We start from the raw sequence: 24,214 nt of genomic DNA, 5'->3' as shown, positions 1-24,214 counted from the left end.
ATCATCCTTTCTCCTGATTGGCATCAAACACAGCAAGCAAGGTCTCAATGATAAAAGCAACATCCTCATCTGTCGAAGATAACGGTGGACTCAGCGTGAGAATGTTAGCGAATCCAGGCACCGTATCTCCGTTCCGCCCTATAAGCAGACCCTTTTGCTTGCAGCCTACAATGATCTTCAACACACGGTCAGCAGTCGCCGGAACCTTCGACACTTGATCTTCTACGAGCTCAATGCCCATTGCTGATCCAAAAATGCGTATCTCGCCAACATGCGGGTGGTCAAGTAAAGGTTCTAATTGAGCTCTAAATGTGTTTCCAATATGAGCAGAGCGCGTAACCAGGTTTTCTTTTTCTAAAATCTCCATATTTTTCAACGCAACAACGCAAGAGACTGGATTACCACCGAATGTATTGATATGTCTTAAATGGCTGGTCGCTTCTTTATCTTTGAACGATTCATACAATTCAGCCGAAACAGCGGTTGCAGAAAGCGGCGAGTACGCACTGGTCAAGCCTTTGGCCATCGTCACGATGTCCGGTTTCACCCCATAATTCATATGACCGAACTTCTCGCCGGATCGACCGAATCCGCAAATCACTTCATCTACTATGAGCAGCACATCATACTTGTCACAAATGCTGCGCACCATGGGCAGGTACTCGTCCGGAGGAACAATCATCCCGCCTCCCGTAATCACTGGCTCCACGATTACGCCAGCAACAGAATCTGCTCCCTCCCAAACAATGGCATCCTCGATGGCTTTGGCGCATTGAAAACTGCACGAACCCTTCGTCTGGCCAAATGGACAGCGATAACAATACGGCGGCGGCACATGCTGGAAGCCCACACCGAGCGGTTCATATTTCAACTTACGCTGCGCTTGCCCAGTTGCCCCCAATGCCCCCATTGAATTGCCATGATAAGCGCGATGCCGCGAGATGAACTTATGTTTAGATGGCTTCCCATTCTGATGATGGTATTGGCGAGCAATCTTGAAAGCCACTTCATTGGCATCCGACCCCGAATTCGAGTAAAAGATCCGATACTCGCCATCCAACCACTCATTCAACTTCGCCGCTAATTCAATTGCTGGTACATGGGATTGAACGAGTGTAGCATAAGCGATTTTCATCATTTGCTCTGCGGCCGCTTCCGCAATTTCTTTTCTACCGTGACCCACATTCACGCACCATAATCCGGACATACCGTCCAAATATCGATTCCCATCCACATCTGTAACCCAGCTTCCCTCACCAGAAGCAAGTATCATCGGATTCTCGTTATGTGCAGACATGTGATGCCACACATATTTGCGATCCTTCTCAAGCAGGTCCTCCTTCGTCACCAGATCACTAACCTCGTTAGCGCTCATAAGCCCAGCTCCCCTCTCCTGATGATGTAAAGAAGAATCGCAGACTACAGTCATCCACGATCCGCCTTCCTTTCCAAAACTCACTTGCCCTGTAAAATCGTTTTATCAATAGCCGCAGTCAAATCGGCCGGTTTCTTAATCAAGCCATATTTCAGCGCAATGTTCGCTGTCCGTGTCACTGATTCATCTACGAATGAACCGACTTGTTCATTTTTAAATCCTTCCGGCTTCACAAGCTTCGCCATCTCCTTCAGCATCGTCGTTTGGTGCTGTTTGGTTGTACTGCCTGCCGTTACACTTTTCATCACGATATCCACGACTTCATCCTGATGCTCAATCGCATAGTTCCAGCCTTTCATGGTCGCTCTCACGGCTTTAACTGCAAGATCATGGTTCTTGTCAACCCAGTCCTTCTTCGCAATAAGCGTATCTTCCAGCATCGCAACACCGGCATCATCAAAGTTAAACACATTCAAATCTGTCTCTTTCACACCGCTCTCAAGCACAACATAGTACTCGTTATAAATCGTTGCTGTCGCTACATCCAACTGATCCCCAAAGAATTGATCCATCGTGAAGCCTTGTTTCACCAATTGAATGTCTTTCTTCGGATCAAGTCCGTTCTTCTCCATAAAAGCAAGCACTTGGAACTGCTGACTGCCCATCCATGTCCCGACCTTTTTGTCCTTCATTTTGGCTGGTGCATCGATACCCGTCGATTTTTTGGATAATAAACGGTACGAACTCTTCTGCGTCACTTGCGCTAATGAGACGAGAGGTAATCCATTGTCACGGTTGACTAACAAAGAATCAAAGCTCGATACGGCAATATCGACAGCGCCATTTATAACTTGCTGCTCGATGATGACATCCGGTCCCCCAGGTACAATTTCTACATCTATGCCTTCATCCTTGTAAAAGCCTTTCTCTTTAGCGGCATAGATTCCGGCAAACTGTGCTTGCGGCACCCATTTCAACTGAATTTTGACCTTCTTGAGCGGCTCTGCCGAAGGAGACTTGGTTGCATCTGCTGCTGTAGCACCTGCTGGCGTTGTGGTTGCTGATTTGTCGGAAGCACAAGCTGTGACGAGAACTAAAATCATGAACATACTTAACATCAAAGCCAATTTGCCAGTAAGGATTCTCTTTTTCAAACGAACCAATCCTCTCCTATTTATTTCTATGTATGTAAAGATGTTGTCATCCCTTGATGCTCATGTTAAATATTCGTTTTCGTTTAGCGATTAGATATTGACCACGGTATAAATCGTTTTTCTACAAGTTGAATGATTGTATATAAAACAATTCCCAGGATAGCTGCGATGACAATACAAGCCCAAGCTAAGGGCATGTTAGCCAGACGGATTTGGTCCGAAAGCAAGTAGCCTAAGCCACGCGATGCAATGAAAAACTCCCCCACTATCGCACCGATGATGCTCGTTGACATGTTGATTTTAAGGGCCGAAAATATCGCCGGTAAGGCCTTAGGTAATCTTAATTTGAGAAAAAGACGTCTGGTGCTGGCCGCGTATGAAGTCATTAACTCCAGGTAGGAAAGCTCAATTGAACGCAGCCCTTTGTAGGTGCTGACGGCCATGGTAGCCATCGTCATCACAGAGACGATCCCCATTCGGGAGGCGACGCCATCTCCCAACCAATTATTCATGATGGGCGCAAGGGCCACGATCGGCACTGCATTAAGCGAGGCCATGATCGAAATCGCACCCGTACCCTCTTGTGGCCGAAAGGAAGCCGCGACTGCTGCAAGCCAGCCCAGCAACGAACCGATGAGGAAGCCGCCGATGATTTCAATCCCCGTGTACAGCGTGTAAATGAGCAGAATATCGCCATTCTCGCGTATGGCTGTGATGATATCTGAAGGAATTGGCAGTTGATAGCGTTCTAAACTGAATAAGGTATGTATCCCTCTGAATTGCCAAAGCAGCAAGAATACGAGACCGAATAAATACGGGAATAGCTTCATTGGCTGCGTGAAAATAACCGTGTAGCCTGCTCGTACTTTTCCAGTGGAAGTTCGGGTTGGTTCCTCCAAACTCGTTAGCGTCGACACTGCAGCTTGTTGGTCTTTACTTAAAATGACCTCCTTCATGAGCCTCCCCTCCTGCTTTCGCGGAAATCAGGCTGCCAAGGTGTCAGCCATCTTTCTAGGAGAACTAGCATTAGAAAGGTGGTAAAGCCAATGGCAATCGAGACAAGCACTGTGCACCAGAACATGTATACTTGTGCAGCTCCGTAATATAGTGAGCTAACCATTAGCACGCCGATTCCATCGGGAGCTCCCATCAGCTCAACGATGATGGAAGCTGTGATCGCCAGCGGAGCTGAAATCTTGAGCCCGGCGAACAGCCCAGGCAGCGCAGATGGCAGCTTGAGCTTCAGGTAGCTGTGCCAGGTTGATGCAGCTATGGAACGCATAAGCTCCTGCTGTTCAGGCTGCACACTGCGCAGCCCGCGAAGCGAGTTGATGGTGACAGGAAAAAATGTCACATAACCTGCCATGACGATCCGCGAAAGGCTCGGATCATGGAAGATGCCGTACAGGATAGGTGCAAGACCGATGATTGGCACCATTTGAGAAGCGACCATGTAAGGAGTTAGCGTGTGTTCAACCGTTTTGGAGAGGCTCATGGAAATGGCTAAGGCGGCGCCGAAAATGGTGCCAATCAGGAAACCAGTCATCGCATTGCCGAATGTTGTGAAGCCTTGCTTGATGAGGGTAGGAAGATTGTCTTGCAAGGAGGTTATCACCTTATGCAAATAAGGGAGTTTAGAATCGGGTTGTGAGACTTGAATCACGTTATGGAGCAGCCAAGCGAGCACTTCCCAGAGAAGGAGCAATGCTGCTATCCAACAAGCAATAACAGCAGCTTGATGCCATTGTCTATCCAATTTGATCATCAAGGGCATCACTCTCCTCGTAGAAGCAATTTCGAATCGATGAAGTTAACGCATGGAAACGCTCCGATTCTCGGGTTAGCAAAGTGCGATCCTCTCCCAAATCGACGTGGTGAACGGAGTGTACGCGACCAGGATTTGCCGATAATACAATGATTCGATTGGATAAAAACACGGCTTCCGGAATACTATGAGTGACGAAAACGATCGTTTTGTTCGTTTTTCTTTTAATTTCAAGCAATTCGAATTGCAGTTTCTCCTTTGTGAATTCATCAAGCGCCGAGAAAGGTTCATCCATAAACAAAATTGGCGGATCCAGCGATAAAGCTCGCGCAATAGCCACTCTTTGCTGCATGCCGCCACTTAGCTGCCAAGGGTAATAATCTTTGAATTTCGTCAACCCTACGGTTTCAAGGAGTTGATCGACCATACTTCTATACTCCGCGCGATTACGCCCCATTACCTCTAAGGGAAGCTCCACATTTTCGCGTACGGTTCGCCATTCGAAAAGCGTGGGATTCTGAAACACAATGCCGAATTTCCTGCGCAAACGCACTTCCCGCGGATGCTCCTTTTGAATAATAATTTGACCGCTCGAGGGTTGCAGCAGGTCAGCCATCAGCCTCAGCAGCGTTGATTTACCACAGCCGGAAGGCCCAAGTAAGGATATGAATTCATTCTGGGCTACATCGAACGAGATGTCTTGGAGTACAGTCACTTGCTTTCCTTTTTTTCCAAACACCATGCAGACACCATCCACCGAAATTTCCACTTTCTGCTGGGAAAGATCTGAATTCATTGTGTCCCTCCTCATTTGAACTTTGTTGTTGCGTTATGTAAATGTGATATATGATTACTGTATATGTTATATTATATAACTTCTATGACGATTTACATTATACAAAGTGTTCCAAAATCAGACTTTTCATTTGACATAGTGTAAACAGCTAATGAAGAAAAACGTAGTATTGATATAATTTGGATCCCCCTTCTCGTTTTTTTATCATGCATGGGGACAAGCGGTTCATTTTGATGCTCTCCAATTTTGTGATAACATAATATATGTTATGTAAACAAATGTCATGCAAACAGCCCCACCTCACGTATAACCATAATTTGCTCATATTCTCTATTTATTCATTCTGATAGAATATTTAAGTGACTACATATAACATCTAGGAGGAAATTCATGAGAAAGTTTATTCTTACAACCGCAATGGCGACAAGTCTCTTAATCAGCGGAATCGCAAATGCGGCACCTTCGAATCAATACGTCGCTACGGATGCTGACACTTTCTGGTCCATTTCACAGAAGTTCAATGTTCCATTAGCTGATCTCATCGCAAATAATCCAAATGTTAATCAGCAAAATATCTACGCAGGTGTTGTTATTAATCTTCCTGTTAAGGCTATTAAACAGAGCTGGGAAGTAAAAGCAGATGCGATCATTGCAACAGGAATGAAGCAGCTTGGAACGCCATATGTATTTGGCGGCAGCACGCCATATGTTGCTTTTGATTGCTCTGGATTTGTACAATATGCGTTTAATCAACACGGGTTTAACCTTCTTCATTCGTCAGTATTATTGAGTCAATTAGGAACGCCAGTTGATAAAAGCGATCTGCGTAAAGGTGATCTTGTATTTCTACAAGGAACTTATACAAGCGGAGTCTCGCATGTAGGTATTTATCTTGGAAATAACAAGATTCTTCAAGCAGGTACCATGGGAACGAGGGAAGTAAAGATTAGCACTTTCTTTGGTACTCCCTACTATGATGCACATTATTGGGGTGCACGTCGTTTAATTAACTAATATGAGAAAAAAGCCGGTTTTTACCGGCTTTTTTTCGTTCTAGACAAGTTGTACAATGTGCTCTAGGCTATTACCGTGGGTTCAAGCACAGTAAGCCTGTTATTGTAAGTATCAAGATTAACGTTCGCTCCAATGGGGATTGCTGCTTTATAAAGGCCATGAGCTGTACTTACATTGGTCATGAGAGGTTTTCCTAACGGAGCAATCAACCCAGTTATTAAGTCATTATAAGTCGTAGAATAAGAATTCGTGCAATTTGTGCATTGTCCCATTACCACACCGACGCAATCTTGAAATTTCCTTGCCATAATTAGATGAGTCAAATATCGGTAAATCACATTCGTTGCTTCATGTGTCTCTTCTATGACCAATATTTTACCGGTCGTATCAATTTCGTATGGAGTTCCAAGGGTATCCACAAATGAAGTGAGATTCCCCCCTACGATCGGACCTCTAACATTCCCCTCAATCAGACTGGTCTGCTGCATGCCGGGTGGATTCTGTATCACTCTTGGACTACTGAGAGTTGATGTAGCCGAATAAAATTGGTTGAAATTATACGCTGGTGTGCTCGTGCTAAAGTCAATTAACAATAGACTTTGAAAAGTAATTAAATTGGAAAATTGGTATAGGATATTTAATAAAATCGTGATATCACTATATCCAGTTACAATTTTAGGATTGTTTTTTATGATCGTATAATTAAGGTATGGTAAAATATCTTTGACCCCTGTCCCTCCTCTTGTAGGTAATATCATCTTCACACTGCGATTTTCAAACATACTCATAAGATCTTCAGCACGTTGCTGCGCTGTTGAGGCAACAATGCCACCATAACCATACGCATATTTCCCTATTACTACTTTGAATCCCATATTTTCAATTGTTTGAATTCTTTCATCAATGATTGCTGCGTCAAGCGGACTTCCTAAAGTAACAATTCCGATGGTATCACCCCTTTGTAAAATGGGGGGCCTTATAGCCATAAATATGCCTCCTACCAAAGAGAACTTATTCAAAATTTGGATCCTACTTTGTAATCTCTTTGTTGCCTTATATGCACCACCCGAATTAATTATTACAACTCCTGTTCTATATCCCAATCCCTACTGGAATAAAAGCCGAAACTCGGTTCATTGCATCCTGCTTTTGTTTATCTCCGACATGGGTGTAAATCTGCGTGGTCTGGATGCTCGCATGTCCAAGTAATTCCTGCAAAGTTCGGATATCCGTTCCTGCCAGAACCTGCATCGTGGCAAACGTATGCCGAAGCTTGTGACTTGATATCGACTTCCCTTGTAGTTCCGCATACTGCTTCTTCAGCACCTCGAAATGCTTCTCTGCAATCGTTTGAATCATACGAACACTAATTCGCCGACCAAATTGAGAAACAAAAAAAGGCTGCTCCACCGAGCTCCTTGTATCCATTCGTTCGATTAATGCTTTATTCAGAACTTTAACCAGTTCGGCAGGAAGAGGGATGACACGCCATTTCCGCCCTTTGCCAAACACCTGCAGCGTACTCGTTGAACGATTGAAATCAGCGATGTTTAGTCGATGCAGCTCACTTACACGTAAACCTGCATAACTCATCAATAGAAACATGGCCACATTCCGGATCTGATACTTCCCCTCGATCGATTGTAAAAACACAGCAAGCAGCTGCTCGCTGAGAAACGTGGGAATTTGGTTTTTCTCGACTTTCGATTTTTTCACGTTTAGTGAAGGGTTGCTCTGCACAATTTGGAGTTCGATCAGCGCCGCGAAAAATGTCCGAATCGAAGATAAATAGCGATTACGCGCGGCATCCCCTGCCCCACCCTGTCTCATTTTCGTCAAGAAGCGCATGATATCAATTGCCTCAATCGTTGGCAATGATTTCTCTACGCTGGAAAGGAATAACCGAACATCCCCTAAGTAAGCTTGTTGTGTTCGTTTCGTAAAGCCTTGATCTTTCATCCATGAGTCAAATAGCTCCAAATACTCATCATCATACTCGTACACTTGCCCCAATCCTATTCACTCCGTCCGTTACAATCTAAGTTGCGTTAAATATAGATTTAGTGCAATTTTTTTGACAGTAAAAAACGGTCAATTTGCGCTTATCCCGTGTAAAGAACAGCAGAATAAGCTTATTAACCGTTTTTCCGGTCTTAGTCTCGTGGGTATTCGACTTTCATAATGTCCATGAACGGTACTTTATCAATTTCACCATTTGTTTGCATATGTACTCTTCCGGTCCGCGAATCCATAGTCGCTATGATCCCGCGAACACGTTCTTCACGCCCCCAAACCGTCAGTACAATCTCGGAGTTCTCCTGCTTCGCTTCGGACAGTTGATTACCGATCTCTTCCAATACAAATTCATCCCGCGTTGGTCTTTTTGCTACTTTTGCTTTCGCCATCTCACGTTCCCCCTGGATTATAAATCACCTTGCCGGCGATAATATTTCTTTAACACGTCCAACCTGTCCATCTGCTAATCTTACTTTAATCCCATGAGGATGGGTAGGTGAATTGGTTAATAAATCTTTGACAATACCACGCGTCAACTTCCCGCTGCGTTGGTCTTGCTTCAAAACAATATTCACTTCAATACCTGGAATCACATCTTTACGATTTTGGCCATTCATGCTGTGTGAGTCGCCTGCTTTCTTTCAATTGTGTGTTTTATTATAACATAGTTTTCCCCCATTCCCCATCAAGTTGCGTACATTTGCAAAACCCTTTACAACGACATACTAAATCAATACGATTAATCTAAATAATAAAGTTCGAAGTTGCGAATACAGAAGGAGAACCACTTATGAGTCGATCATGGCCGTTACCTAACAAGCCCTGGATCATGCACCAAATCTGGAACGATTTACTCTTTGCTCATTGGCCCATTCCCATCGAATCATTAAGACCACTCATACCCGCCCATATCCCTATTGATACCTTTGACGGAACAGCATGGATCGGCGTTGTTCCATTCCACATGTCAGGCATAGCACCTAGAGGTTTACCTCCGTTACCTTACTTTTCAGCCTTTCCAGAAATCAATGTAAGGACCTACGTAACCATACAAGGTAAACCTGGCGTTTACTTTTTCAGTCTAGATGCTCATAACCGATTCGCTGTTGAAGCAGCACGCTTCGCTTTCCATCTCCCGTACTTTTATGCACATATTCAAGTTCAACATCGGCCAGATAACACCATATTTTACCACTCTTTACGAAAAGATAATCGTGCACGACAAGGTGAATTTACTGGTGAATATAGCCCATCATCCGCTATACGATTAGCGAATCATGGAACTCTAGAGTATTGGTTAACCGAACGTTATTGTCTCTATTGCATAGATCGACGCGGTAATGTATATCGAGGTGATATCGATCATGACTCATGGCCCTTACAATCGGCTGAAGCTTCATTCAACGTCAATACCCTCCCTTACTCTTTGGGAATTCGGCTTCCAGATACATCACCACTTTTACATTTCGCTAAGAAATTAAAGGTTAAAATCTGGGCACTCGAAAAGCTTCGCCTTACATAAAACACGATATTCCTACTTCATGGTGATAAAAATATAATTAATGATATTAATATTTAATGTAGCTAATTCATATAAAAACCACAAATTAACGCGGTGTTTCTATCATTTCGTGCTTTTTCCTATTGAAAAAAGCTTATTTCAGTTAAAATAATGACAGAGATGGCATTCATTAACGTGAGGTTGTGATTCAAGGATGATGATCAGTGGAATTTCTGTTTTCCTTTTATTTTGTATCGGAGGCTTACATGTGTTCTGGGCATTTGGCGGTCAATGGGGAAGCAGAGTTGTTATCCCTGCTACAAGCGGTTCAGGAGAACTGACGTTTAAACCTGGCTTAATAGCGACTTTAATCGTAGCCATTCTCTTGTTTAGCGCTTCACTGCTGCTGGCTATTCAAGGGCGCTTACTTCCAGCCCTCCCTTCGTCTCCATGGGTTCAATGGGGCTGTTGGCTTTGTGTCTTCGTATTTGGACTCCGGGCAATTGGGGATTTTAAATATGTGGGTTTATTTAAAAGGGTCAAACAGACTAGTTTCGCTACATATGATACATTTTTGTTCACACCACTTTGCCTATGGCTATGCTTCACATTTTATTACACGCTCATTTACAGCTAATTCGCTTTCTCAACGATACCATGGAGCTTACACGGAGGGAATACACGATATGCCAAGATTCATGGACTATATGATCAGTCCTTATCCGCTTCGGATCATTTCATTGCCCATTGATTCCAGTAAATTAAAGCTGCAATCCTTGATTATCCTCGCTGTTGGGCATCTCCCAGGCCGTATATCATTTCGAGCTCATGCTAAATTTACCAAGTGGGCCATTGTCTATATTGCTGGTGGAAAGGGCTCCTATCAAGTCGATGACGGCGCCGTTCAACACATTGAAAGCGGCAGTCTGTTTTTCCTTCGACCAGGAGCCGTATATAATTATGGACCGGATGCAGACGGTTATTGGGATGAGTATTACTTCACATTCGAGGGAAGCCGTATTGCGGAATGGCTCAGTAGCTGGCTTACACATGTGGATTTGGCGAAGCAGGTTGGGCATGAAGATGCCGCCCAGCATAATCGGATCGAACGCATCTTTATTCTTATGGAAAGCGGTATACCCGATAATATCGACCGTGCTGCGTTGCTGCTTGAATCCTTGCTTTTTGAATTTATTCTAAAAGATCAGGTACCGGCAGAAACGACAAAAACACAGCAATTAATCGATCTCATGGCCGATCTCGGTGATTCGTTGTTCCAGCCTTTTGACGCGGCGGTTATCGCAAAACGACACCATATCTCGCTTTCTACGCTCCGGAGGATCGTAAGCGAATATACCGGCTACCCACTTGGAGCCTATATTCACCGTTTGAAAATGGCTGCAGCGAAAAACATTCTGCTGAATTCAGACGATACCGTAAAGGAGATCGCAGATTCACTTGGTTATAAAGATGTTTTTTACTTCTCCCGGCTATTTAAGAAATACGTAGGCGTCTCCCCCCTTATTTATCGGAATAATATGCAGCTTTAAAATTTGTTTACATAATTATAGTTATGTAAACATGATTTTTATATAAAATAATCGTGTTGTCCTAGTACGACTTGTTATGTGACAGCATATGATAAAGTAGAAAGAAAATCTTCCTGCGGGGAGGTGAATCTAAATGACACTTACACTTACGGGTTGGATGCTCTATTCGATGTTGGTAGTTCTGGGTTTTATGGGGCTTAGCTTTTTACTAGGCTTATATAAAGCACTCAAAGCTGGCAGCTTCTCCAGCACTCTGATTCTGACTTATCTGCAAGATATGCTGTTCTATGTTTTCCCTTTATTTTTAATTTCCAACATGTTGTCTCTTGATCCAACAGGCTTCGTATTATTAATTGCTTATTACCTCGGCGCACTTGGACTTGTTCTCAAGTATCTGGCAAATTTCAAAAAATAAAATGTATCCGCATTCAAAGAATGCTATTATATGAGCTCATTAAACCACTAGAGCAAAAAGGCTGCCGACTTGTAACGGTGGCTTTTTCATTTTGGAGCACCTATTGATAAAAAACTGAGGCTCCGCCTTCGGCGCTTATCAAGCTGGCTTGCGCGAAAAAATGCAGTTTGCACATGGCAAACTGCATAAATTAATCTTTTTAAAATCGAGGTAAATTAGATAAATTGTTGCTTGGATCGCCATCCGGATAAGATCTGAGCGTTTTTTGACCTTCCCGATTCCTACCCGTATTCACATCTTCAATCAGTCCTGCTTCTGTCATAGCAATGGCATTAGCAATATCAACCACCCTGCCATCTTGGAATTGAACCGCGCTGATGCCGCCATCTCCATAATGGACGGATTGAATAATAGCTTTATTGGGGTCTATCGTGTGTGGACCAGCACCATACTGCGTTCCATCCCGCATAAAAGTGCCATATTGGGTTGGTTGGCCATTCGCACCATAGCCGGTATATCCCCCTTGAAAGCCTACATTTCTCGCATCCGCATGGTTGATTCCCGTGTTTCGCTGACCATACTCGGCATTCATGTTCCCAGAAGAACCTGGAACCGGCATTCCACCTTGGGAAGCCTGTGTTCCATTGTTACGAGCTTGAGGAATAAATGACTGCTGCCCATATTGTCCAGTTTGCTGGTACATCTGTACGTTTGGAATCGGTTGACCATTCCATGCAAAATTCCCATTATGGGTAGGTTCGACCGCATTGCTATAATTTTGAGAGGGTCCAAGCTTTGTATTAGTCAACCCATACGGTTGATTCTGCATCATCTGTTGTTGCATTGGTTGTTGCATCTGTTGTTGCATCTGTTGTTGCATCTGTTGTTGCTCTGATTGTTGCATTGGTTGTTGCATCTGTTGTTGCACTGATTGTTGCATTGGTTGTTGCATCGGTTGTTGTCCACGTCGGCGTCGCGCCATAGATATCAGCTCCTTTGTTACTTCTATAAAGCGGCTTCCACCTATAGCATGCGTCAACTATATGCAGCTTATCCCTTTTTACCCAATTAACGCCGAAGCCCCATCATATTGCCTGAGGCGTATCTCTTGAGTCCTGTGTAAAACAAATAGATGCCTCCCATGCCAAGCAGACCTGTCACAGCTATGGCACCTGATATAAATGGAATATCCACCTGTCGTAACAACCCAATTGGTAAGTAACTGATGAACCCCGCCGGCAACACAGTAAACAGTACGATTTTGCCCAGCCCCCGAAATATGCTCGTTGGATACGTGGTGAATGTCAGGAGCCCATTAAATAGCTGAAAACTCAACCCATCTGCACTCCCCAACCAGAACGCAAGGCAGTTCACAATAACCGCGAAAAACATGAAAATCAGCGTCGACAACAGCATGGCTAAACCAAATTTTATAAAGCCTATCATCGATTTATCTCCAAATGCGACGTAAATTATAAGTCCGAACAAGACGTCCCCAATTGCACTTACCGACATTCGGCTGATGAGAACATGAAGCAGTACTGGCTTAGGCTGAGTTAAAAAAATATCAAGCTGTCCGGTTGCAATCAGATTCGAAATTCGCATAGCGTTACCGAAAAACGTTTCCATAACGCCAAAGCCGCCAGCCGCTACAGCCCATAGCATCATCACATCCTGCAGTTCCCATCCGTTCAGTACAGGAAATCGGCCAAAATAAAGTCCCCAGAACACAATCCACACCACATTATTGATGACCATCATACCGGCCGTAAGAAGGAAGCTCATGCGAAACTCCATGGCGCCAGCAAGATTTAGTTTCCAGCATTGCCAAACGAAACGAAGTAAACGCACGAATTTACCCGGCTGATCAAATTCACTAATGGGTGTCAATTTGCGGCTATCCACCGTTAACATTGAGCTTTTTCACTCCTTTTTTATAGACCAATGAGACAATTATGCCAATGATAACAACCCATATTAGCTGAGTGCTGATCATGCTTGGCAATTGAGCTCCATCAAAGGTCACTGTTGTCTTGGCAGGGATGTAGACTATGGCTTGAAACGGCAGCCAACGTCCTATCCGCTGCAGCAAGTCGGGAAACAACTCCAGAGGCATCAGCATGCCGCCAATCGTAAATAAAAATTTGTTGTATACGAATTCCAATCCGCGTGTCTCCTCCACCCAGAAAGAGCTTAGCGCTAAAACCATATTCAACATGAAATTAACCGTGAAACCGCACAGTGCCACAATAGGCAACCATAGTAACCCATAACCAAAATTAGGCGGACCCATAATAAGCAATCCTAACAGACCGCCAAGCGCCGCGTTGACGAGAAAACGAATCGCAGCTTCACTCATATATTCGACATAGTGAAAGGCGACAAAATTGACAGGCCGTACAAATTTGAAAACGATATCCCCGCTTTTCACTTCTTCCTCAACGCGTGAGCAGAGACTTGGACAGGCGAGGATCATCGATTCCGTTATAACGAGATACCACATAATCTGCTTGAAGCTGAAGCCTGCTATGGTTTCCGTTCCCTCGCCATGAAACGTTGTCTGCCATAGTTGAAGAAAAACATAAAGAATCAACAGCAGAAACAACGAGCGGATAAGAAAATCGGCCACATAAGCAAGTTGATTGCGAAGTGTGATTTTGCCGATAAAGGCATATTTAACCGATTTTCTCCAGTTGTTCATGTTCTTTCTCCTCCTTACCGAAGTTCCCATACATACGTGTGATGATGTCCTCCATCGGTGGATCTTCAACCGTAACGTCAATGATTCGGTGCTCAGCCATGATTTGGGACAGCGCTGCTTCAATTGTTGTTTGCCCCATATCGACGGAAAGCGAAATTCTTACACCACTTCTTTCGAGTACCTTCACCCCTATAATTTGTATGGCATCCGGCTCCTCTTCCAGTACAAGGCGCACGGTTTTTTGAGTCAAAAACTGCTGCTTCATAACCTCGACACGGTCATCGAAGACAATCCGGCCATGATTGATAACAATCGCCCGGTCACATAGCCGCTCAATATCACCAGCATCATGTGACGTAAGAAAAACGGTTGTTCCTTCTTCACGTTTTAACTCTAGAATAAGCTCGCGTATTCGCTGTTTAACGACAACGTCGAGCCCAATCGTAGGTTCATCAAGGAACAACACCTGCGGGCGATGCATCAAGGAAGCAGCGATCTCACAGCGCATCCGTTCGCCTAGCGAGAGCTTCCTCACTGCCGTATGCAAATAGGGTCCAAGCTCAAATCTCTCTATAAGATCATCACGCCGGCGTACATACTCGCTGCGCCGCAGCTCGTAAATACGGCTCATTAACTCGAAGGTATCGATGGGAGGCAAATGATACCAAAGCTGCGATTTTTGCCCGAAGACAGAGCCTATTTGATAGCTCAGCTTCGTCCGCTCCTTCCATGGACAGCAGCCTAGAACTTCAGCCTGACCTGTTGTAGGATGAAGGATGCCTGTCAGCATCTTAATCGTCGTGGATTTCCCGGCACCATTCGGTCCGAGAAATGCAAGCGTTTCCCCCTGATCTACGGAGAACGTTATACCCTCTACAGCTGACCTGTCTACATACTCCGGCTTTAACAGTGCTCGAACACTAGCCATAAAGCCTTCTTCTTTTTTCTTGAGTCGAAAGGATTTCCCCAATTGTTCCACACGGATCGATGCCATCTCTGTTCCCTCCACTTTTTATTTCGGTAAAGCAAAAAAGACCTCGGTCCGTTTCGCCTAAACAGGCGGAACTTTCCGAAGGTCTTTTATCCCTTACGGTGTAACACGTTATGTATCCGTGTCGGCTTCGCTCGGTTCGCCACCTTTGTAGGTTCGGATCCCTAGAAGCCCTTCCGTTTATTTTCCACATATTAACACATGATGTCATGTACAGACAACACTTTTTTTGCGACCCCTCTAAGCAAAAAAAGCCTGTTGCAGATGCACAGACTTTTTACGCTAACTCTCTTACGTTGCGCTATTGGGTTTGATGGGATTGATGAGACTGCGAAGATTGTTGAGAATGCTGAGATTGTTGTTGAGATTGTTGAGATTGCTGCGATTCTTGTGTCGTTTGTAATTCTTGTTTTAAATCTTCTGTCTTTTGCTGGGCTTGTTGGATTTGTCCCTGAAGATCTTGCAGCTGTTGTTCTGCTTCGGTCAGTGCAGCTTCAGTCGCCTGTGAATAAATCTCCTGAGCAACTTGCAGCGTTTGTTCAGCAGCTTGCTCTGCTTTTTGGGCAGCTTCTTTTATTTGCTCAAAACCTTGTTGATTTTGTTGCGGCGTTTGTTGTTGTTGCATTGAGATACCCCCAGCTGAATTTTTCATACCCGATTAATTTTAGTAAATGTTCCTTTTTTTATTCCTATTGAATATACTCGCCTTTCATCGTCAAAATATCAGACAGCACAGAAGTCGGAATAATAAACTCTACAACGCCCATATAACCAGGAGAGACCTCGTATTTCTGGAAAGAGATAACGAGTTGACCATTCGTATTGATGTAAAAGTTTTGATCCTTCGTGATGGTTTTAAAGTATGAATTTACCTTATTAGAAACACCTTCAACCCAATAAATCTTCTGCGGGTCCCGCTTCATCTGTTCCTTCATTTGCTCCTTAACATTTTCACTAATAACACGGATATATGCTTCATCTTTAAACAAACTTGGCAAAGTGATCAGCAATTGTTTCTTCTTGTCGATTGTGTCGTATTTGAATGTTGTTGAGGAGGATCCGACCGTATTTACCACGTATCTTCCCACTGAAAGGATGTGATCGTTATCAGTTTTGATGACATAACCGCTTTCTACACCTACATGACCACCGCCATTTTCCTTCAAACTTTCCATCTCAATCATGAAGTCAGCATATAACTTCTTGCCTTCTTCCAGATATTTGTTATTCAGAGTATTTTCCAAGGTTTTATTATCCAGATTCGTGATTACAGGCACTTCTAAATTAGCTTTATAGGTTCCATCATTGAACTTATATTCTCTAAAAGTTAGCACCTTAACGACGTCTCCAACGAGAGGCACCTCAGATAAAGCATGGGCCAAAGTAGGACTAGTATTGATACCTGTGACAAACAAGATAGCCGCTGCTGCAACTGCAAATCCCCATTTAAAATTGTTTTTCTTTTTCTTATTTTGCTTAATGGCTTTGTTTACGATAAAATCCAGTTCTTTTGGAATCGGAATATCCATATAGTGTTGTTTCATTTGTTCTATTTTCTCATTCATTTTAGTTGACCTCCTCTAACTTATCGTCGACCATTTTAATCCGGAGTAATCGGAGGGCTTGATACAATCGCGTTTTTATCGTACTGATGTTTTCTTGTAAAACCTCGGCGATTTCATCAATCTTCAAATCCTCAAAAAATCTTAGTACGATCACACTTCGATAGATTGTCGGCAAATCATCCAGTGCCCTTTCCAGATCAATATTGGCATAGGCATCTTCACTGCCTTGAGCATACGATTCCATCGTGATTTCATCAACAACTTGAATTTTCTTATGCTTCCTCAAGAAATCCAATGAAGTATTTACAACAATCCTGTAAAACCAGCTCTTTATGGATGCGGTGTCTTTCAGAGAGCCGGCTGAGGCAAAAGCCTTATGTATGGCGTCTTGAACGACATCGAGGGCATCTTCCGAATTTTTAACGTAACTGTAAGCTAGACGATACACATTTTCTTTATGTTCCGTAATACATGCAATAAGCAACTTTTCTAACTTGCCATTCATCGTCATGAGGTTAAAAGACGCTCCTTTTTCTACGCGCGTATAAGATTTGGTCTTGTATGGCTAAGACGTGCGACTGCGTAGAATAGTTTGGTACATTTTATATTAACACAGGGTCATATTCTTCGAATCGACCTTCTTCTACCAATTTTCCTTACCCACTGCTATACTAACAGCAAGAAGAAGCTAGTGAGGTGACATTTACCTATGAACATCATTAAAGTCAAAGATCGCCTTGAATTAGAAAAAAGAATCCCTACTATGCCGTGGTATATTGAGAAATTTATCAATTATAAGCTGCCAGACCTCTCTCCATCCTCTTTACTTGAGTATGTGCGTGATTACGAAATCTTTCTATCCTGGCTGTTGGCCGAAGGATTAAGTTCTGCTCCCTCAATGAACCAAGTTCCTCTGGAGGATTTGGAGAAATTACATATGGATAGCGTTGACAACTTCCGCATGTTCCTAGCTACTCGTAAAGTCCAGGCTAATGTGAAAACGACGATTAACCGTAAGCTTTCCGCTTTACGTTCCTTATTCCATTATTTAAGCCAAATTGCCGAGGACGATAATTTCTACCCGCTTCTGAAGCGGAATGTGATGGCCAAAGTGGAGATCAAACGCTCGCATAGACCCAAAGATAGTGCCGCTAAACTCGAGGGCAAGCTGCTTCAAGAAGAGGAGATCGTTGAATTTATTGCGTATGTGCAGCATGGCTATGAACACGATGTAGCTACCAATAAGCAAGCTCTCTACTCCTACGAGTTGAACAAAATAAGAGATACTTGCATCATTACACTCATACTTAATTCAGGGCTACGTGTATCGGAAGTATTCAATCTGAACGTCGATGATATTGACCTCAAGAAGAAGCTTACATACGTATATCGCAAAGGTAAGAATGATGACACGTTCAAAACTCCCGTATACTTCCGTAATGAAGCTATTCAAGCTCTAACGGACTATATCGCCATCCGCTCAACTCGCTATAAGCCGCTCAAAAAGGAAAAAGCCCTCTTCCTTGCCATCGCAAATGGCAAAAAAGAGGGCGAACGTATGACGAAACGGGCTATCCAAGAACTCGTTATCAAGTACGCTAAGCGCTTCGGCAAGCCCTACCTGTCTGTTCACAAGCTGCGGCACTCGTTCGCCACAGATTATTACTTACAGAATGACTTGTACAAAACCCAAGAGCAGCTCGGACATGCTTCCCCTGAAACAACGCAAATCTATGCGCATCTCACAGATAGAACAATGTCCGAAGCGATTGATAAACGACTGGAATCCTGAAGATTACTTCAGGATTTCTTCAATTTTAGCCAATTCTTCTGGAGAGAATGCTAGGTTTTTAAGTGCAGCTACGTTCTCTTCAATTTGAGACACACGACTTGCACCAATCAACGCTGACGTTACTCGCTCGCCGCGAAGAACCCAAGCTAGCGACATTTGCGCCAAGCTTTGTCCACGACTGCTCGCTATCTCATTCAGTTGATTAATTTGTGCAAGTTTCTCTTCCGTAATATCTTTCGTGTTCAGGAATTGACTCTTCCCACCCGCGCGAGAATCACTTGGCACCCCACTCACGTACTTGTTCGTCAGCAGGCCTTGTGCAAGCGGACAAAACGCGATGCTGCCTACGCCAAACTCATCCAGCACATCCTGCAGGCCATTCTCAATCCAACGATTCAACATGCTGTATGAAGGTTGATGAATCAACAGCGGTGTTCCCAGACCTTTCAGAATCGTTACTGCTTCTTTCGTTTGCTCTGCCGTATAATTAGAAAGTCCTATGTACAAAGCTTTACCTTGACGAACAATTAAATCCAGGGCAGCCATAGTCTCTTCGAATGGTATATTCGGATCCGGTCTGTGTGAATAGAAAATATCTACATATTCCAATCCCATTCTTTTCAAACTTTGATCCAAGCTGGATACTAGATATTTCTTAGAGCCCCACTCACCGTAAGGACCTTCCCACATGTGGTAACCAGCTTTAGTTGAGATGATCAACTCATCGCGGTACGCGGCCAAGTCACTTTTCAACACCTTACCAAACATTTCCTCAGCTGACCCTGGTGGCGGCCCGTAGTTATTAGCCAAATCAAAATGCGTAATCCCTAAGTCAAAAGAACGAAGCAGCATAGCCCTTCCATTCTCATGGAGATCTAATCCACCGAAATTGTGCCACAAACCTAATGAAATGGCCGGGAGCTTAAGTCCCGATTTGCCTGAACGATTATATTTCATTTCTGCATAACGCGTTGAGCTTGCTTGATAGACCATGTTTGTCCTCCTCAGAGTTTTCGTAGAAAACTTACTTCGTATGTTTCTACCAAAGTTTCACCAGTAAATTGGCTTCTTAAGTACTAGTATAGGTTAACCGAGGCAACAAAAAAAGAACTGAAAAAAACGTGTCTTACTTACCTCAAGGTTAGTCATGCATTTATTTTACCTACAATCAGAAATAAAACTGCCGAATTCCTTCGCCAGTTATTTCAAATTTATTTACATTTGCCACAGCCGCAATGACATTTACGTTTTGATTTGTGAGCCATTTTTCCTTTTGATTTCACAGTGGACTTTGCACTTCCGCGTAATCCACCACACCGCAGACAATCCGCAATACATTGATTGCGCCCAACAACAAATAATCGTGTACACACATTACGGCAAAAACGACCACAGTTAGGCATAGCGAGAACATTGCCCCGATAAACACCTTTAGGCATACCTAAACACCACCTTTTCAATTGGTGCTATATGGTATTCCATCCAGAGAACTATCACTTGTACGATTACCCCATCTTCACGCATGCTATTTGAGCAAAGTAAGCACAAGCTCCGAGCCATTCATTTGCAGCCACTTCGTTTTGTTAAATGTGTTATGAATAATATCAACGAGCACCCCTTGAGCATCCACCCCATCTAAATATCTTCCCAGAAAATGGATAAATACATCCAACCGACGAAGCTCGATCAGAAGAGGCAACAACACAATTTCTTCCTCTCTCAAATGAATCGATTGGCCATACCCCTTGTAAAAGGCAGTACAATTGCGTCGCAGTTCTTCTAACGGTAGAGTGGGATCGATAAGATCTGATAAGCAGACCGCTAACTCCATAACTCGAACATCTAGCGTTACGAATTCAAAATCAAGTACGGCCGTAATTTGACCATCGGCATTAACCAGCATATTAGACCCGTTGATATCACCATGAACGAGTTGATGTGGAAGCTTTCGAAGATAAGGAATAGCCTTATAAAAAGCAGCAAATCGACCAAATATATAGGAAAGCTCATCGCGCTGCATCCTGAATGGTTCTGGTGGTTGAAGACAGAACTCTTGAATCGCATCTGGCGTGCAGCGGGGATGGATATGTTCAATTTCATAGTACGGTGGGTAGACAGGTTCAAGTTCCATGGAAATCGCAGCCAGAGCAGATGACAGCTTTCCGACAGCCTCTCCGAATTGCAGCAGTTGATGCGTATTCCCCCAAGTAGGATTGCAGCCATCTGTGTACGTAAATAAGGCAGCCAGTTTGCCTTCCTTAGCGTCTAATCGAACAACTGTCCCCCCAGCTGGGAGCTCTACGGGCACAGGCACACGAAAGTGAAGCTTATCTTTTTCTTTATCTAATGCCAAAAGAACACTATGCTCGAAAATTATTTTGTCCATGTCACGATGAGTTTCGTACAATCGAAGAACATAGGAAGTACCTTCCACGTCTACGAACCGAGTTGTATTATTCATACCTCCCGCGCCAACACGCATGGACCATGTTTGAGCTGGAAACCAGTATGTTGGCAGTGAGGTTAATTGCTCCTCTTGATCTTTGACACGCATAATTGCATTCCTCAACTCCTCTTTCTAAACCTGATTGTCACCTTCTACCGCAAATTCAAAATCCTCTACGTCATAAGCTTCGACTGGAATTCCTGCTTGAACCATACGTTCAATGAAATCTAACTGGTCAGTTAACAGAGCAGCCTGTTCTTTGATCGCCGTCAGAATTAATTCGGTTTCAATCGGGTCGAAATTGTCCCCATACTCCTCATTGTCGATCGCAAAAACAATCATTAAGGTGACATACTCATTTATTGGTAAAGGTGGGCTTTTACGCCATGGAACAGTTAACGCTTTTTCAATTTTTTTCTTATTAAAAGATTCCTCGAAGAAAGCAATCAGCTCACCAATCATTTGCTTCACGAAGCCATCGTCTTCTTCCTCTAACATGATCGGCTCACTGCCTGTCTGAAGCTCGTATAACTCCTGAATGCTGGTATAAGGTATCACATAAGTAACAGGCTGCCCAGGCAGCATTAACTGACCATGCACCGCTAGCATAACGGCTTCTATTATAAATGTTTTGCTCATCTTGTTCTCCCCTTTCTTTCTAACCTTGTAGAAGCATTATTTCGCTAAGAAGCGGAGGAATCCTCTTTTCACAACCTTCTTGGGCCAAACAAAACCGTCAGTTCCTATGATCGAGGTGACCACTTCGAACTAACGGTTGCTATTTCTCTTATAGGATTCCATCGATGACCTCATGATTCTTATAAATTGGCTGATACGGCTTTTTCGAAAAACGATTGGCATAGGCCGAAGCTACGTAACAATCTGGTTTAATAACAGGAACCATACCAACAGATTCCACTCTCCGCACCATTTCTTGGACGAATTTAGCCGTCCTGTTCTTATTTTCATCGTCACCGGCATCAATATGAATAAACATGTCGAAGGAAGCACCTTGATACAGATGTGGAAGAATAATATTTTCCATATCCTGTCGTTTAGACTCATCAAAATACATGGCAATTTCTTCACTCAAAGCAGTTTCCATCGAAAGCTTTTCCTTAATCGAATGTAGGGCCCGATGAACGATGACTTGACGATAACACGCCCACGCTCCTTTTCCTAACCGCTGGATAACTACACCGGTAATGAATTTCGTATGACCTGTGTGTACCTGACAATCCGTACCAATAATAAATTTGTAGGTTGCTACGGGGTCGTGACGCATGAAATGGAGAATACGCTCGTGTACGGTATCTAGGTTAAGTCCTCTTTCCGTTGTGTTCCGAAATTCCAGTGGTTGGGTCGTCGTCAAAGGTTTCAAAGATAAGGTTCTTCCTTTCTCCTTAGAATGAGGAAGAAGCGGATGCTGAAGCTGCATCCGCCCCTATCTATAGTATATGGCAAAATTCCTCTGATCGAACAATCACTTATCGTAAAACACTGCCGCCGAACAAAAATCGATTTTCCCATTGCTTCCCATCGATCGTATCCGTACGAACTCCGCCGGATTCGATCGAATACGTATGCAGCATATTCCCATTTCCTAAATAAAGTCCAACATGCGTGATCGGTTCTGTAAGAACGTTCACGTTATCATAATCTGATGCTTTACTCCCTTTGTAGCTGCTGAAGAACATCAGATCTCCACGTTTCAAACTTTTCCAATCCTTACTAACAGGACCTAACGATTTAACATAGTTGCCTTGTGCTTGTGAATCGCTAGGTACGGAGAATCGTAGAGCATCCCAGAACATCGTTTGAATGAAATCCGAGCAATCGAAGGTCGTGGTATCGTTGCGTACCGAACCAAATTCATAAGGAGTGCCTAAGTAAACTTGGCCAGCTGCAATAACAGCTTTAATTTCGTCGGCGAGAGGTAGATTGGGTTTGATGACAGAGAAATCAGTGCTTATGTATTTACTATTTGTGCTTACATACCCGCTAGTTCCATTAGCGTCTTGAATTTTATACCAGCTGTCATTGACTTTTGCTGTAACGAGGATGTCTTCCCCTTTACTAAGCATCCGAATAATCTTAGAGCCGGGTTCGGAAGCTGGAAGTGTGCGAAAGTTTACGCCATAGATGATTTCCGCATTGCTAGTTATTTTTATATATTTACTATTCGTCGAAACATATCCGCTTACACCCTGTGCATCCTTGATTTTATACCAATTCGTCGTTACATAGTCCGTGACGGTAACAATTTCGTTTGTTTTCAATAAACGTATAACATTGCTTGAAGTACTAGCTTGATCTCTGAAGCTTACCCCCGAAACAATTTGTGCCTTTGTCGTTATCCCCTCATTTGCCTGAATGGCTGCAGGGACTACAAAAGTAAGCGCTAAAACAAGCATTCCGATAACCATTTTCCATTTTCTCATCGTGTCTTCCTCCATAGGTTGATATCGCTCTAGATGTATCTGATTCACTGACGAAATGGATAATTTGAACCTGTCACCTCCTCTACATCGTAAAAAGGATGGCCCGTTTTCCTCAGCAGGGTCATCCTTTTCTTGTAGAGGGGTCCCATCGCATTCGGCAGCTGGCTAGCACTGTACCTTTGGCACGAGAGCCCCTATAGCTTTGCGTCCCAAACTTTCGCTCGGTATGCCATTACGTTGTGATGTTAATTTTTTCTACCGCATCCTTATTATAGTTTGAGGGGGTTCTTCACGAATATAGGCGAAAGGTTGCGTTTCTCGTCGAACTCATAGTGGCTGCGTACCTATTGACGCTACGGTTTATTTTTCCAGTTTACGGACTTCCGGTTTTCGTGTAAGAGGCCAAAACACTTGCAAATTAGGGTCATTTTTCAACTTCACATTGCAGAGCTTCATTTCCCCTTCCTCGAGCTCAGTCACTTGCCAAGCATCCGACTCCATTCCCCCCATGTTGTGTAGAAAAGCAGGATATTCCTGCTCAGCCTCCTCTAAATCCGGCCAAAATTTAACACCATAATAAGCTAAACCGTAGTGATTGACAAGTGTACATGTGAAAATCTGCTGCGATATTTTGTGCTGCAACACATAGGGCATCTTTCATTCCTCCGATAAAAAGGCACGTTCACCACATA

The 24,214-nt window shown here is 43.6% G+C and carries 28 protein-coding genes and 1 riboswitch; of the genes, 6 read left to right on the top strand and 22 right to left on the bottom strand.

The window, feature by feature from the left end; all coding sequences use genetic code 11:
- Position 1: 1 nt before the first annotated feature.
- The 5 genes from GC098_RS35545 to GC098_RS35525 all read right to left on the bottom strand — a co-directional run bounded on the left by GC098_RS35545 (position 2) and on the right by GC098_RS35525 (position 5,090).
- Positions 2-1,375 carry an aspartate aminotransferase family protein gene (locus tag GC098_RS35545; RefSeq protein WP_171648995.1) on the bottom strand — a complete coding sequence of 458 codons (1,374 nt, stop codon included), beginning with the start codon at positions 1,373-1,375 and terminating at the stop codon, positions 2-4.
- An 80-nt stretch (positions 1,376-1,455) separates the two neighbouring features.
- Entirely contained in the window at positions 1,456-2,529 is a 1,074-nt protein-coding gene (locus GC098_RS35540; RefSeq protein ID WP_246359132.1) for an ABC transporter substrate-binding protein, read from the bottom strand.
- 83 nt (positions 2,530-2,612) lie between these two features.
- The gene (locus GC098_RS35535; protein ID WP_171648993.1) at positions 2,613-3,485 is read right to left on the bottom strand and encodes an ABC transporter permease; all 873 of its coding nucleotides are present in this window, start codon (positions 3,483-3,485) and stop codon (positions 2,613-2,615) included.
- Positions 3,482-4,294, bottom strand: a complete 813-nt coding sequence (locus GC098_RS35530; RefSeq protein WP_171649095.1) for an ABC transporter permease — start codon at positions 4,292-4,294, stop codon at positions 3,482-3,484. Before GC098_RS35530 ends, GC098_RS35535 begins: the two co-directional genes overlap by 4 nt.
- Positions 4,278-5,090 carry an ABC transporter ATP-binding protein gene (locus tag GC098_RS35525; RefSeq protein WP_171648991.1) on the bottom strand — a complete coding sequence of 271 codons (813 nt, stop codon included), beginning with the start codon at positions 5,088-5,090 and terminating at the stop codon, positions 4,278-4,280. Before GC098_RS35525 ends, GC098_RS35530 begins: the two co-directional genes overlap by 17 nt.
- A 390-nt stretch (positions 5,091-5,480) precedes the next feature.
- Between GC098_RS35525 and GC098_RS35520 the strand changes: the two genes are divergently transcribed.
- The gene (locus GC098_RS35520; protein ID WP_171648988.1) at positions 5,481-6,104 is read left to right on the top strand and encodes a C40 family peptidase; all 624 of its coding nucleotides are present in this window, start codon (positions 5,481-5,483) and stop codon (positions 6,102-6,104) included.
- 62 nt (positions 6,105-6,166) lie between these two features.
- Here GC098_RS35520 and GC098_RS35515 read toward each other — a convergent pair whose 3' ends face one another.
- The 4 genes from GC098_RS35515 to GC098_RS35500 all read right to left on the bottom strand — a co-directional run bounded on the left by GC098_RS35515 (position 6,167) and on the right by GC098_RS35500 (position 8,737).
- Positions 6,167-7,090 (bottom strand): S66 peptidase family protein, encoded by a 924-nt coding sequence (locus GC098_RS35515; protein WP_171648986.1) that lies wholly within the window; start codon positions 7,088-7,090, stop codon positions 6,167-6,169.
- Between the two features lie 106 nt (positions 7,091-7,196).
- Complete coding sequence (locus tag GC098_RS35510) at positions 7,197-8,108, bottom strand: tyrosine-type recombinase/integrase (protein ID WP_312880541.1); 912 nt, start codon at positions 8,106-8,108, stop codon at positions 7,197-7,199.
- Between the two features lie 149 nt (positions 8,109-8,257).
- Positions 8,258-8,509 carry a YolD-like family protein gene (locus GC098_RS35505; RefSeq protein WP_171648984.1) on the bottom strand — a complete coding sequence of 84 codons (252 nt, stop codon included), beginning with the start codon at positions 8,507-8,509 and terminating at the stop codon, positions 8,258-8,260.
- Positions 8,510-8,533: 24 nt separating this feature from the next.
- A complete protein-coding gene (locus GC098_RS35500) occupies positions 8,534-8,737 on the bottom strand; it encodes a YwbE family protein (protein WP_029195001.1) in 204 nt (67 codons plus the stop codon).
- 173 nt (positions 8,738-8,910) lie between these two features.
- Between GC098_RS35500 and GC098_RS35495 the strand changes: the two genes are divergently transcribed.
- The 4 genes from GC098_RS35495 (at position 8,911) to GC098_RS35480 (ending at position 11,586) form a co-directional block, all read left to right on the top strand.
- A complete protein-coding gene (locus GC098_RS35495; RefSeq protein WP_171648982.1) occupies positions 8,911-9,642 on the top strand; it encodes a YqjF family protein in 732 nt (243 codons plus the stop codon).
- Between the two features lie 193 nt (positions 9,643-9,835).
- On the top strand, positions 9,836-10,258 hold the full coding sequence (locus GC098_RS35490) for a DUF3995 domain-containing protein (RefSeq protein ID WP_171648980.1): 423 nt from the start codon (positions 9,836-9,838) through the stop codon (positions 10,256-10,258).
- Positions 10,259-10,307: 49 nt separating this feature from the next.
- Positions 10,308-11,171, top strand: coding sequence for a helix-turn-helix transcriptional regulator (locus tag GC098_RS35485; RefSeq protein WP_171648978.1), 864 nt, complete (start codon positions 10,308-10,310; stop codon positions 11,169-11,171).
- 133 nt (positions 11,172-11,304) lie between these two features.
- Positions 11,305-11,586 carry a hypothetical protein gene (locus GC098_RS35480; RefSeq protein ID WP_171648976.1) on the top strand — a complete coding sequence of 94 codons (282 nt, stop codon included), beginning with the start codon at positions 11,305-11,307 and terminating at the stop codon, positions 11,584-11,586.
- A 199-nt stretch (positions 11,587-11,785) separates the two neighbouring features.
- On the opposite strand, the gene GC098_RS40545 is transcribed toward GC098_RS35480, so the two are convergent.
- The 7 genes from GC098_RS40545 to sigV all read right to left on the bottom strand — a co-directional run bounded on the left by GC098_RS40545 (position 11,786) and on the right by sigV (position 17,348).
- Positions 11,786-12,454 (bottom strand): DUF3892 domain-containing protein, encoded by a 669-nt coding sequence (locus GC098_RS40545; RefSeq protein ID WP_246359131.1) that lies wholly within the window; start codon positions 12,452-12,454, stop codon positions 11,786-11,788.
- 200 nt (positions 12,455-12,654) lie between these two features.
- Positions 12,655-13,500 (bottom strand): ABC transporter permease, encoded by an 846-nt coding sequence (locus GC098_RS35470; protein WP_171648974.1) that lies wholly within the window; start codon positions 13,498-13,500, stop codon positions 12,655-12,657.
- Positions 13,484-14,287 carry an ABC transporter permease gene (locus tag GC098_RS35465; protein ID WP_171648972.1) on the bottom strand — a complete coding sequence of 268 codons (804 nt, stop codon included), beginning with the start codon at positions 14,285-14,287 and terminating at the stop codon, positions 13,484-13,486. The genes GC098_RS35470 and GC098_RS35465 overlap by 17 nt, the downstream gene beginning before the upstream one ends.
- The gene (locus GC098_RS35460) at positions 14,262-15,281 is read right to left on the bottom strand and encodes an ABC transporter ATP-binding protein (RefSeq protein ID WP_171648970.1); all 1,020 of its coding nucleotides are present in this window, start codon (positions 15,279-15,281) and stop codon (positions 14,262-14,264) included. Before GC098_RS35460 ends, GC098_RS35465 begins: the two co-directional genes overlap by 26 nt.
- 298 nt (positions 15,282-15,579) lie before the next feature.
- A complete protein-coding gene (locus GC098_RS35455) occupies positions 15,580-15,903 on the bottom strand; it encodes a hypothetical protein (protein WP_171648968.1) in 324 nt (107 codons plus the stop codon).
- A gap of 64 nt (positions 15,904-15,967) precedes the next feature.
- Positions 15,968-16,843, bottom strand: a complete 876-nt coding sequence (gene rsiV, locus GC098_RS35450) for an anti-sigma-V factor RsiV (RefSeq protein WP_171648966.1) — start codon at positions 16,841-16,843, stop codon at positions 15,968-15,970.
- A 1-nt stretch (position 16,844) separates the two neighbouring features.
- Entirely contained in the window at positions 16,845-17,348 is a 504-nt protein-coding gene (sigV, locus tag GC098_RS35445) for an RNA polymerase sigma factor SigV (protein ID WP_171648964.1), read from the bottom strand.
- Positions 17,349-17,552: 204 nt separating this feature from the next.
- Here sigV and xerS point away from each other — a divergent pair, with 204 nt between their 5' ends.
- Entirely contained in the window at positions 17,553-18,635 is a 1,083-nt protein-coding gene (gene xerS, locus GC098_RS35440; protein WP_171648962.1) for a tyrosine recombinase XerS, read from the top strand.
- Between the two features lie 3 nt (positions 18,636-18,638).
- On the opposite strand, the gene mgrA is transcribed toward xerS, so the two are convergent.
- From mgrA to GC098_RS35410, 6 genes are all read right to left on the bottom strand, one after another.
- A complete protein-coding gene (mgrA, locus tag GC098_RS35435) occupies positions 18,639-19,628 on the bottom strand; it encodes an L-glyceraldehyde 3-phosphate reductase (RefSeq protein WP_171648960.1) in 990 nt (329 codons plus the stop codon).
- 532 nt (positions 19,629-20,160) lie between these two features.
- On the bottom strand, positions 20,161-21,189 hold the full coding sequence (locus tag GC098_RS35430; RefSeq protein ID WP_171648958.1) for a phosphotransferase: 1,029 nt from the start codon (positions 21,187-21,189) through the stop codon (positions 20,161-20,163).
- Positions 21,190-21,213: 24 nt separating this feature from the next.
- Positions 21,214-21,720 carry an ADP-heptose synthase gene (locus tag GC098_RS35425; RefSeq protein WP_171648956.1) on the bottom strand — a complete coding sequence of 169 codons (507 nt, stop codon included), beginning with the start codon at positions 21,718-21,720 and terminating at the stop codon, positions 21,214-21,216.
- A 148-nt stretch (positions 21,721-21,868) separates the two neighbouring features.
- Positions 21,869-22,519 carry a ribonuclease H-like YkuK family protein gene (locus GC098_RS35420; RefSeq protein ID WP_171648954.1) on the bottom strand — a complete coding sequence of 217 codons (651 nt, stop codon included), beginning with the start codon at positions 22,517-22,519 and terminating at the stop codon, positions 21,869-21,871.
- A 49-nt stretch (positions 22,520-22,568) separates the two neighbouring features.
- Positions 22,569-23,522 carry a C40 family peptidase gene (locus GC098_RS35415; RefSeq protein ID WP_171648952.1) on the bottom strand — a complete coding sequence of 318 codons (954 nt, stop codon included), beginning with the start codon at positions 23,520-23,522 and terminating at the stop codon, positions 22,569-22,571.
- A 153-nt stretch (positions 23,523-23,675) separates the two neighbouring features.
- A riboswitch (cyclic di-GMP riboswitch) is annotated at positions 23,676-23,763 on the bottom strand.
- A 119-nt stretch (positions 23,764-23,882) separates the two neighbouring features.
- On the bottom strand, positions 23,883-24,176 hold the full coding sequence (locus GC098_RS35410; RefSeq protein WP_171648950.1) for a hypothetical protein: 294 nt from the start codon (positions 24,174-24,176) through the stop codon (positions 23,883-23,885).
- Between the last annotated feature and the right edge of the window lie 38 nt (positions 24,177-24,214).

Source organism: Paenibacillus phytorum (assembly GCF_013141715.1).
In the GTDB taxonomy this organism is placed as follows: domain Bacteria; phylum Bacillota; class Bacilli; order Paenibacillales; family NBRC-103111; genus Paenibacillus_E; species Paenibacillus_E phytorum.
The sequence above is the reverse complement of the archived record's forward strand: the minus strand, read 5'-3'. Positions and strand labels throughout refer to the sequence as shown.